Source organism: candidate division KSB1 bacterium (assembly GCA_022562085.1).
Classification (GTDB): domain Bacteria; phylum Zhuqueibacterota; class Zhuqueibacteria; order Oceanimicrobiales; family Oceanimicrobiaceae; genus Oceanimicrobium.
On record JADFPY010000147.1, the window covers coordinates 1 to 10196 of the forward strand.

Genomic DNA, 10196 nt, shown 5'->3' on the forward strand with positions numbered 1-10196 from the left:
TTCTGGGGAGACGGATATTAAAAACCCCCTCATTTCTCCAGTCTATGGAGATTTTTCGGGATTTCCTCCAACTTACTTAGTAGCTGGTACTCGCGATTTATTTCTGAGCAATACCGTACGGGCACACCGCAAACTGAAAATCGCAGGAGTGGTAGCTGACCTAAATGTATACGAAGGACTATCACATGGTGAATATGGGTTATTTGGTTCATCTGAAAACGTAGAAGCCTATTCTGAGCTGGGTGATTTTCTGGATAGTCACTTGAAATAGTCGGGTGTAAGACTATTCCGGCGGTTTAACGAGCTTGTAAATATATGACGAGATGATCAAGTTCTTCAAACTACATATGGGAATTTGATAGGCGTGGATCTATGGCAGCACGGTCTGGATATGTGGAGGAAAGTAATTTATGAGCAATAGTAAAAAATCAATAATCCAAAAACCGGGTTCCAGTTCCTGGCGCACCGTTGCGCATCTAATCGCGTTCGGACTCTGCTAGCTCTGGGAATGATACTGGTGAGAGGAACCCCGGGCGAATCTGAAAACTCAAGCCGCGTTGTCTTTACGGAAGCTGATGTCGCGCAAGTGCGCGCTAAATTTATGCGCACCTGAAACCGGCCCCCAACCGCCGTTGAATTGCGTAAAGGGTTGGAGCAGTATGTTCGGGATGAGATTCTCTATCGTGAGGCGCTGGCCCGCAATCTCGACCGCGCCGACCCGACCGTGCGGCTGGCCATGGTAAGAAAAATCACCATGATGGGAGTTGCCCGGGCGGAGGCAGCCGAACTGACGGATGAAGATGTAGAAGCGTACTTTGCCCTTCGCAAAGAACGCTATCGAATTCCGGCAAGAGTCGATAGGGTGCAGGGTTATCTCAGCGCGTTCTTGAGCAAGAAATAGGGTCTAGAGTGAAAGCACATCGTTGGATCGACGAAAAAAAATCGGGCCGCCCAAGCCATCCGATACTACGTTGGGTATACGCTCTTTGGATGGTTCTTTTTCTCTTTGGACCTGCCCGGGCTGAGAAAACGGATGTCGTAGTTCTAAGGAACGGCGATCACATAACCGGCGAGATCAAAGAACTCAAATTCGGCAAACTAAAATACAAGACAGATGATGCCGGTACGATCTTTATTGAGTGGGACAAAATAGCTTTTATTAGGTCGAAGGATACTTTTGAGTTGGAAACGGCAATCGGTGCGAAATACTTCGGGTCAGTCGATTCGGATACCATTAATGCCGCAGTTCTCGTGCTATCCGAGGCCGACACAGTCCGCCTTCGATTCCTGGATGTTGTCCGCATCACTCCGATAAAAAGCAGCTTCTGGACCAGGCTGGATGGCTCCTCGGCAAGCCTGGGATTCAATTACGGTAAGGCGAGTAAGGTCGGACAACTAAATTTCAATGGGGATATCAGGTATCGCACCAGAAAAGTGTCATCTAATCTGGCCCTTAATTCCATTCTTACTTTTCAAGAGGACAAGAAGACTTCGAAGCGTAACAGCGCCTCCACAGGAATCATTCGCTTTTTTCCCGGATGGTGGGTTGCAGGAGGCAGCTTAACGCTTGAGCAAAACAGTGAATTGGGAATCGATTTTCGGCTTTTAGCCGGTGGGGGTGGCGGACGGTTTTTGATTCAGACCAATTCCCGTCACCTGCGCGTTCTCGCTGGTTTTCAGTTTAACCAGGAATGGGTCACCGATGCCGCTGAAAGTCAGGCCAATTTGGAATCGTTCGGTAACGTCAATTTTTTGACCTATAGATTTGACACACCAAAGCTCGATTTTTCAATCGACTTTACGATTTACCCTAACTTGACTCCGGTCGGCCGGGTCCGGGCTGAATTCGAAATTGATTTTAAGTGGGAGCTGGTTAAAGATCTTTTTTGGAATCTGGAATTTTATGATAGTTTCGACAGTGAGCCGCCAAGTGTGGATGCGTCCAAAAATGATTTTGGCGTTGTTGTATCCTTTGGCTGGACATACTAAGGCAATGATCTTTTAGTCTAATAAGTAATTAATTTTCTCAAAAACAAGGCACCGAACCAAGCAACAAGGAGGAATCATGACATCATTCATTTATGACGTGCCATTTGTTAATTCAGTATTTCACCCGAGTGACTTTTCCGCGGAAAGCAAGAATGCATTTGCCCATGCATTGGTCATTGCTCTTTTGCGAAGTACTCGATTCACGATCCTGCACGCCGGCGGGTCCGCTAAAGACTGGCAGTATTTTCCTGCTGTTCGACATACCCTGGAAAAATGGGGGCTGCTAGAAGAGGGGAGCCAACAACGGCAAGTTCTCGAAGAACTCTCTGTGCGGGTTAAGAAAGTCCGGGTCCGGAAAGAGAATCCCGTTTCAGCGACGTTAACCTATTTGAAAGAACACCCAACCGACTTAATTGTACTGGCGACGGAAGGAAGAGATGGATTGCAGCGGTGGCTCAAGCCTTCGGCGGCTGAACGGATTGCTTTGAAAACGGCGACAAAAACCTTGTTCATTCCAAATGAAGCCAGGGGGTTGTCTCCCAGGGGGTTTGTCTCCCTGGAGACAGGGGAGATCAGTCTGAATCGCATTTTAGTACCTATTTCATTTCAGCCAAGCCCATTGCCTGCCATCGAGTATGCGGCACGGGCAGCTCAGCTCGCCGGCACGAAGACCGAGATTAGACTGCTCCACGTGGGAAAAGCTTCGGAAACGCCGATGGTGGATTTTCCGGAAATCCCGGCTGTCAACTGGATAATTGACAATCGTGCCGGCGATGTGGTGCAGGAAATACTGGCCGAAGCAGAGAAGATGGTGGATCTCATTATCATGTCGACTGCAGGCCATGACGGCTTTCTCGATGCGCTTCGCGGCAGCGTAACGCAGCAGGTTCTCCGTGCTGCCCCGTGCCCGCTTCTGGCCGTCCCGACAACCTGACCATTGCAGGTTCGCGAGCGGCGGTCACTTTTTGTGGGTTTAAGATTACATCAAATATAATCAAATATATAAGAACCGATTGAGGAAATGATGAAAAAAAACCTGCCGGCTTTTATAACATGCACTATAATGTTTTTAACATTCACTGTCACTTCGGCTCAGGAAGGCCCTGGTGACGGCTGGGAATTTGTTATTATTCCCCATCTATGGTATACTGCGATTGGTGGCGATGTTCACATCAACGATCAGGAAAATCAACTGGGGGAATTTGTTGAGGCGCATGACTTTGCTTTGCTTGCCTATGTTGAAGCAAGATATGGTAAGTTCGGCCTGTTTTTCCGGCCCTCATCAGTGAGAATTTCACGAAAGGATGAAAACGGCACCGGAATCGGCAGCTCCAATTTTAAAGCCTGGATTTTTGAGTTGGCTGGAACATACCGGTTTCTGGGCGACGGCTCCTCCAAAACGACCTCGGCTGATCTGTTTATTGGAGCCAGACGCTGGGATGAGGCGGTTGACTGGACTGATCCAATGCTGGGTCTACGGGTTCGATTTACCCTGTCAGAAAAGCTCCTTCTCCATGCCCGCGGAGACTTGGGTGGATTTAATATTGCCGGAAACACTTCTGATTTAAGCTGGAACTTGACTGCTGATATTGCTTATCGAATCGCTCCGGCGATAAGCTTGTGGGCTGGATACCATATCCTTCATACCAAGTTCGACGAAGATTCTACAGGTGGAGAATTTTCACTTGAAGGCACAATTCACGGGCCGGGCATCGGTGCAGGTTTTCATTTTGGCAACGTGCCCCAGAAGTAAAGATTGTCCGGTTTTTTGTACATTGCTTAAAGGAGGATAAAATATGCCTGTTCAAATAACGGAAGAAACGAACGCTGTCATCAAGGCAATTGTCACCGGAAAAATATCAAAAGAGGATTTGGAATCGAGTTTGCCGGAAGTCGAAAAGAGCATTGCTAAACATGGAAAGATCTATGTGCTGATTGAGTTGCAGGATTTTGAAGGCTCGGATTTGAAAGCAGTGTGGGAGCAGATGAAATTTGATACGAAGCACTTTGATGATATCGAACGAATCGCAGTAGTTGGAGAAAAAAAGTGGCACGAGTGGTCTGAGAAGTTTTCGAGCCCTTTTTCCGTTGCCAAGACGGCCTACTTTCAGCCGGGAGAGTCAGAAAAGGCGTTCTTGTGGCTGAAGGGCGACCGGAAATAAACTGAGCAAGTTCTCCATCACCAGCGGTCTCTAGCATATCGTTAAGATTTTATCATATCCTCGATTCTATACACACTGCTTAATGAGCTCGAATTAATTTTATGAATATGGTTTTCTCCTTTAGTGTTTGTTTTTTATGGCCTTGGTTCGAGGATTGAAATCTTTGCATTAAGTATTGTTGCTATGGCACGAAATTAGCAGTAGTCGTTATTGAGAAGAGGGTGGATATGAGTCGCTAAATTACTTGTTTACCTTCGAATACCCTCCGGCTGCCAAAGTAATACTTGTAACTGTTAAACCGGTTTTTTTCTGCCAATAGCAAAACTCATGAAACTTTTTCTAATCCCAGCACTTTTGGTGCTTTTGATTATAGTTAATATGGTTCCTGCTCAAGCGCAGTCACGTATCGGTTTGATGGCAGGTCCCTCGTTAGGCATAATGACAGGGAGTTTCGTCGACGACTCTGGTTTCGAGGCGGGTTTTTCCGGGGGGCTGCTCCTTGACCTCCAATTGGGGGAGAAATGGGCTTTTGTAACCGGAATTCAATTCATTCAAAAGGGTGCCCTGAAGGTTAAAGTCCCTTCAGCAGGCGGCGGTACTCACGGCTTCCAGAGTGCGTATTTGCAGGTGCCGATACTTGGCAGGGTCGCTTTTGCTCTTTCCGGCGGACCCTGGCACCTGGCTCCGTTTAGTGGTTTTGCAATCGGAATCAACGTTGGTTGCAAGAGTAAGGATGGAGACCGGTTTGAGTTTGAAGATGAATGTGATGAAACCACGCCCGGTGGTAATATGAAAACCCTGGAATATAGCATCCCCGTCGGCCTCCACTTTTGGCGGGAGTTTCCCGGAGGCTCCCGGTTTATGCTTGAAGCACGATACGAATTTGGCTTAAATAACGTTTTCGACCAGGCTGCTGATGCTGGCCAGTCCGCCCGAAACAATGTTATGAGGTTCATGTTTGGTTTTGCTCTTCCCTTAAACGAGGTCAGTCAATGAGATTCTTCAACATTAATAATCAGTTTTTTTGGGGTTTGGCCATCGCTTTTTTAGTGCTCTTTCTTTTTGCCCAGGCCGATTACGGCAAAGTATATGCCCAGGATCGAGGAAACCCGGGATGGTACCTGAGGCTGACACCTTACTTGTGGTTTTCCAACCTTGACAGGGAGGAGAGCCTGGAGGTTGGATCCGGTGATCACATTGTTGGCGATTTTTTTGTGCCGGTTGGTTCGAGTGTTTTGGAGAAGAGCTGGGCTTTGCGGTTAGAGGTGGGCAAACGTCGAATCCGAGGTATAGTTAATCTTTCTCGAGCTAACATAAAAAATACGACAACTATTACCAACATAAATGATGGTATTACCTCACCAGCCAATTATGATTTCAGCTGGTTTACAGGTGAGTTCTTTGTGGCGACTCAGATTGGCCCATTCGCTGCGAATAAAGCCTTCGAGGTCTACGCTGGTGCACGCTACGTGAACCAGAAACAGGATGTGGTTGCTGCCACTCAGCCGGATGCTACCCAGAAGGTAACGGAAACCTGGTTGGAGCCTGTACTTGGTGGCAGGCTTTTCACCGAAGCAGGAAATCGTTTTTGGGCCATGTTTCATACTGACTTTGGCGGCTTCACAATAGGCTCCGACTTTACATGGACGCTGGGCGGAGAGGTGGGTTTTCGCCTTGCCAAGCCTGTGGATCTCACCATGCGCTACAATTACCAGGAGCTGCAGTTCGACAACGGCGAGGAAGGTAGAAATCGCTATATCTGGGATAACGGTGTACAACAAGGATGGTTTTTTGGATTAAGACTGAAACGGTGAACCCGGGAAACAAAAATTTACTTACTATTTTTTTTCTTCATAAATTCACTAACGGAGGGATAGTGTTGATTCGCATACCACTCATTTTGAGTTTGTGTCTGACTTCGGTTTTGGGGGCGCAAGTGGTTGAAGAATCTTTTCGAGAGGCGCTTGGCTATACGGAGCCAGCCCACCAGGAGGACGCTCAGTTTTGTTGTCAGAAAAAGAATTTCGGACTTGCCACTGTTGAGCTTTTGGCGGTTTCGGTTTTGCCCTGGTATGTTAATCGCCATCTTGCAGATGATACCACAGCGGATTTGTCCTGGAAATCGTGGAAGAAAAATATTCGCGAAGGTTTTGAATGGGACCCGAATAGTTTCAAGACGAATATGTTTGACCATCCGTTCCACGGCAGCGTGTACTTTAATTCCGCCCGTTCAAATGGTTACAGTTTTTGGGGTTCGGTTCCATTTGCCTTTGCTGGTAGTTTCATTTGGGAGTTCTTTGGAGAGAACAACAGAGGCGCCATCAACGATTGGGCGATGACCAGCATTGGCGGAATCACTCTCGGCGAAACCCTGCATCGAACTGCGAAAATGATCCGGGATAACCGGGCCACGGGTGCTGCCCGAACATTTCGCGAGCTTGGAGCTTTCTTTCTTGATCCCGTTGGCGGATTCAGCCGTCTCGTCCGCGGTGAAATGTCTAAGGTTGGGCCTAATCCGTCTGATAGGTTCCCGGGTTCTTTGTATACAACAGCGATGGTCGGGTTTCGCGCCATCGCGGATGGACGTTTGAAGAATGCAGAACCAGCGACTTTCTATGCTGACTTGCATGTTTTGTATGGCAATCCCATGGAAGATTACAAACGCCCATTTGACACATTCATATTGTCGACTCAAATAAACGGTGAAGAGAAACAAACACTCGGTCTGTTGCAAATGCATGGCGTGCTCTATGGTAAGTCTCTAAAGCGGTCTAAATCTGTTGATCACCTGGTAACATTTGATATGATGTTCGACTACGCCGATAACCGTACTTATGAAATCGGCGGTCAGAGTTTTGCAGCAACCCTTCGCAGTTTATGGAAATTTTCAGAGCGAACTCAGTTACGAACCATTGTGCAACCAAGCTTTTACCCCTTGGCTGCGGTGATTTCGGAATACGTGGACTTTGTTGACAGGGATTATGACTTTGGCAGCGGATTTGGATTCCGGACCGGAGGTACGCTGTTCCACCAGGGCAACGAACTCTTGTCATTGAATTATCGGGGAATTTACACTCACACCATGAATGGTGCAATTGGCAATCAGATTGTGCACTTCCTGTGGCTCAGGGCACGATATCCGCTTTGGAGAAGTCTTGGCATCGGAGTCGATTATGTTTTATATATGCGCGACAGCTATTTTCGCGATTTCCCTAATATTCATCGCCGCAATCCGGAACTGAGAGTGGGTGCCTCGTTTGTGTGGCGATGACTCTGTGATCTTCTTGCCCATTCAGTCGACCTTTCTTTTTCAAGATATACTTCATTTATGCGTTTCTATCGCAAACAGCAACCCGATAGACAAACATGAAGATGATCTTCCGCCTGGTTAGTCTTTCTTGCACACCTATTCCCGTACAATTTACTCCCTAGTTCAGTTAAAATTATATTTTTTTGCTTCTGAATCATGATTGTTAACATCAAATCTTTAAGAACTCTCCTGGTTATTGCGATAATTCTTTGGCAATTACCAGGCTCATCACCGCCATCCTTGCTTTCACAAACAAAAGATAACCTTCAGGCAATCTATGACCTCAACCCAAAAGTCGATAATGTTGAAGCATCTCTTCTCCGGCTAAGGTCAAGAGGTGACTTTATGGCTGCCTGGAACAATGGCCACATTGCAAAGCCATGGTACACGTCGAGTATCAAAAACAAGCTTGGATTCAGAAATCACTTTCAAGGAATCCAACGGCTCCGGGACTCGAATTACCTGATTGTCTCCGGATCTAATCCGAACCAGGCCACGCCCACTTTATTTATTGTAAAAATGGCATCTCGACGAGAAGTTGGCGATTGGACCTCAAATGTGATGATTGATAAAAAGCCGCCTGGCAAGGATGCTATTATCAAAACAATTGCCATCGACTCAGAATTATGGCATGCAGGTGGATTGGGGCTCCTTGGGAACTTACTTGCCGTACCGCTTTATGGTGGCAAACCATTGCATGGTAAAATCATTTTTTATGATGTCGAAAATCCGGAAAACCCCAGGAAACTTGATTTTGAGATAGACCGGCCATATCGCAAAGCCTACGAAGTTGCGTTGACTAAGCTTTCAAATGGGCGCTTTATAGCCGCAGTTGAAAGTGGTCGGGACGGGTTGCCAAGACGTTTGGACTTTTATCTCTCTAAGTCCCGCAACATTCTAGACGGATTTCAGAATAAGCCCTTCACCTGGTTAATATCCGATGTTCAAGCACGCCAAGAAGAAGATAAGAATTTTGGCAATTTTCAATCCATCACCTTCATTCAACAATCGGATGGTCGGTTGTATTTAGTCGGTATTCACAATACGGCACCCCATGTGGGCTTTTTACCTGGCAAGGACTTTGCAGACCTCTATGAAGTTGTGTTTCCTGAAAAAATGACAAGGATGCAAAATCCTGTTCTTGCTGGGCCCATTATTACCAAAATTGCGAACAGGCAATTTTCCTGTAAAGGCGGATATTGCAACATGGACGCCGCATCATGCCTTTATATCGATTCTGGCGGTAGGATGACGATTTATTCCACCGCCTTTTGGCTTGATGAGGAAACGATAAAATTCATTTCCTTCAGTTCGGAGCCAGATACTACAGCCGCATCCATAACGGATACCAATCAAGTCTGGATTGACCTGTATGAACAGGAGAATTTTAAGGGACGACGTCTGAGTCTTTTCGGAGTCGAGAATTCAGATTTTAGTGACTATGGGAACCTATTCGCGCAAGGAAAGCGCATTGACAATAAGGTGTCCTCGGCCCGATTTCAAATTCCGGCTGGCTGGATTTATAGGCTGCACGAAAACAAAGGTTATGAGGGCAGGTTCATTGACTTCGTTGGTAGCGGTGAAATAGAGATTATTGAAGACTTTGGGGATCTGGATTTTGATAATCAGGTTTCGTCTTCGCGTTTTAGAAAACCAACTGAGAAAGTAAAGCAATTCTAAAAATAAATAACTGGGTCTTTCCTAAATGGTTCAAATTATTCAAACACTTGAACTTTTATTCAAAACCGTTTCTACATCTGAACAAAAAGTAGCGCTAAAAAAACGAAAATCTAAAAAAATAAACTCAAGAACAAAAAGGGTTGGCATTTCAAAAGACGATAATAAAATCTACGTGACAAACACCAAAGACGGCACCATTTCCATCATTAATTTAAAAACTAAAACAGCAAAGGTCATCGAAAGCGGTGGCAAACCGGAGGTCATCCATCACAATCACGACCACTCACTACTTTATATTGCGCGGCCTGTCAAAAGATGTTATTTGTAGAATATGCCGAACCTAACCAACGGTACAGGACGCAAAAGTGAAGTTAATTTCGAGAGGAAGGTAATATGAACAAAAATTTTGATCTCATAGTACTTGGTACTGGCTCGGCAGCATCGACAGTTGCCTACAAGTGTCGTTCTTCAGGCTGGGAAGTCGCAGTGATCGATTCGAGGCCGTTCGGCCGCCGTTGACGCCCGTGGCGAGCTTGGAAGGGTATGTCGTGGCGGCTAATATGTTAAAGGATAATGACAAAACAGCAGATTACTCTGGGATACCTTCAGTTGGGTTTACGATTCCGCCTCTGGCATCTGTGGGGTTGCAAGAAAGAACTGCAAACGAATTGGGTTTGGAAAAATACTCAGGCTTCAAGACTCTGGTAGAAGAGGGTAGCAATCGTATTCTCGGAGCACACGTGTTAGGTCCACACGCTGAAGAAGTGATTAATATTTTCGCGTTGGCAATTCGTAATGAAATACCTGCCGGGGATGTTCGAAGAATGATCTACGCCTATCCGACCAGCTCATCGGATGTCAGTTACATGGTGTAAATGAATCTTTTTTCTTGACTTTAGGCTTTTTATACTTACGGTGTCGTTCACAAGACACAATAAAAGATTTCGATGAGAGAAAATATAATGTCAACTCGGCTTCTATCGATGCCTTCATAAAACTTGCAAATGTTCGCGCGATTTTCGAGTATCAGAAGGCAAGGCGTGTTTCGAGCTTTT

Annotated in this window: 12 protein-coding genes; all 12 read left to right on the top strand. The window is 46.2% G+C overall.

The features are described 5' to 3' along the window. Nucleotides 1-271: alpha/beta hydrolase fold domain-containing protein (locus tag IH879_12790; GenBank protein MCH7675814.1), on the top strand; the 271-nt coding region annotated here is incomplete at its 5' end. 366 nt (nt 272-637) lie between these two features. Beyond that, the gene (locus IH879_12795; GenBank protein ID MCH7675815.1) at nt 638-901 is read left to right on the top strand and encodes a hypothetical protein; all 264 of its coding nucleotides are present in this window, start codon (nt 638-640) and stop codon (nt 899-901) included. A gap of 8 nt (nt 902-909) precedes the next feature. Next, complete coding sequence (locus IH879_12800) at nt 910-1989, top strand: DUF481 domain-containing protein (GenBank protein ID MCH7675816.1); 1080 nt, start codon at nt 910-912, stop codon at nt 1987-1989. Nucleotides 1990-2065: 76 nt separating this feature from the next. After that, a complete protein-coding gene (locus IH879_12805) occupies nt 2066-2923 on the top strand; it encodes a universal stress protein (protein MCH7675817.1) in 858 nt (285 codons plus the stop codon). Between the two features lie 90 nt (nt 2924-3013). Next, nucleotides 3014-3742 (top strand): hypothetical protein, encoded by a 729-nt coding sequence (locus IH879_12810; protein MCH7675818.1) that lies wholly within the window; start codon nt 3014-3016, stop codon nt 3740-3742. Between the two features lie 43 nt (nt 3743-3785). Further along, on the top strand, nt 3786-4151 hold the full coding sequence (locus IH879_12815; protein MCH7675819.1) for an STAS/SEC14 domain-containing protein: 366 nt from the start codon (nt 3786-3788) through the stop codon (nt 4149-4151). 327 nt (nt 4152-4478) lie between these two features. Continuing rightward, on the top strand, nt 4479-5147 hold the full coding sequence (locus IH879_12820) for a PorT family protein (protein ID MCH7675820.1): 669 nt from the start codon (nt 4479-4481) through the stop codon (nt 5145-5147). Next, the gene (locus tag IH879_12825) at nt 5144-5965 is read left to right on the top strand and encodes a hypothetical protein (GenBank protein ID MCH7675821.1); all 822 of its coding nucleotides are present in this window, start codon (nt 5144-5146) and stop codon (nt 5963-5965) included. The genes IH879_12820 and IH879_12825 overlap by 4 nt, the downstream gene beginning before the upstream one ends. A gap of 65 nt (nt 5966-6030) precedes the next feature. Further along, nucleotides 6031-7422: a DUF3943 domain-containing protein gene (locus IH879_12830; GenBank protein MCH7675822.1), complete on the top strand. Its 1392-nt coding sequence runs from the start codon at nt 6031-6033 to the stop codon at nt 7420-7422. Nucleotides 7423-7806: 384 nt separating this feature from the next. Then, a complete protein-coding gene (locus IH879_12835; GenBank protein MCH7675823.1) occupies nt 7807-9141 on the top strand; it encodes a hypothetical protein in 1335 nt (444 codons plus the stop codon). 25 nt (nt 9142-9166) lie between these two features. Beyond that, nucleotides 9167-9469 carry a hypothetical protein gene (locus tag IH879_12840; GenBank protein ID MCH7675824.1) on the top strand — a complete coding sequence of 101 codons (303 nt, stop codon included), beginning with the start codon at nt 9167-9169 and terminating at the stop codon, nt 9467-9469. Between the two features lie 232 nt (nt 9470-9701). Beyond that, nucleotides 9702-10016 (top strand): NAD(P)/FAD-dependent oxidoreductase, encoded by a 315-nt coding sequence (locus IH879_12845; GenBank protein ID MCH7675825.1) that lies wholly within the window; start codon nt 9702-9704, stop codon nt 10014-10016. Nucleotides 10017-10196: the final 180 nt, after the last annotated feature.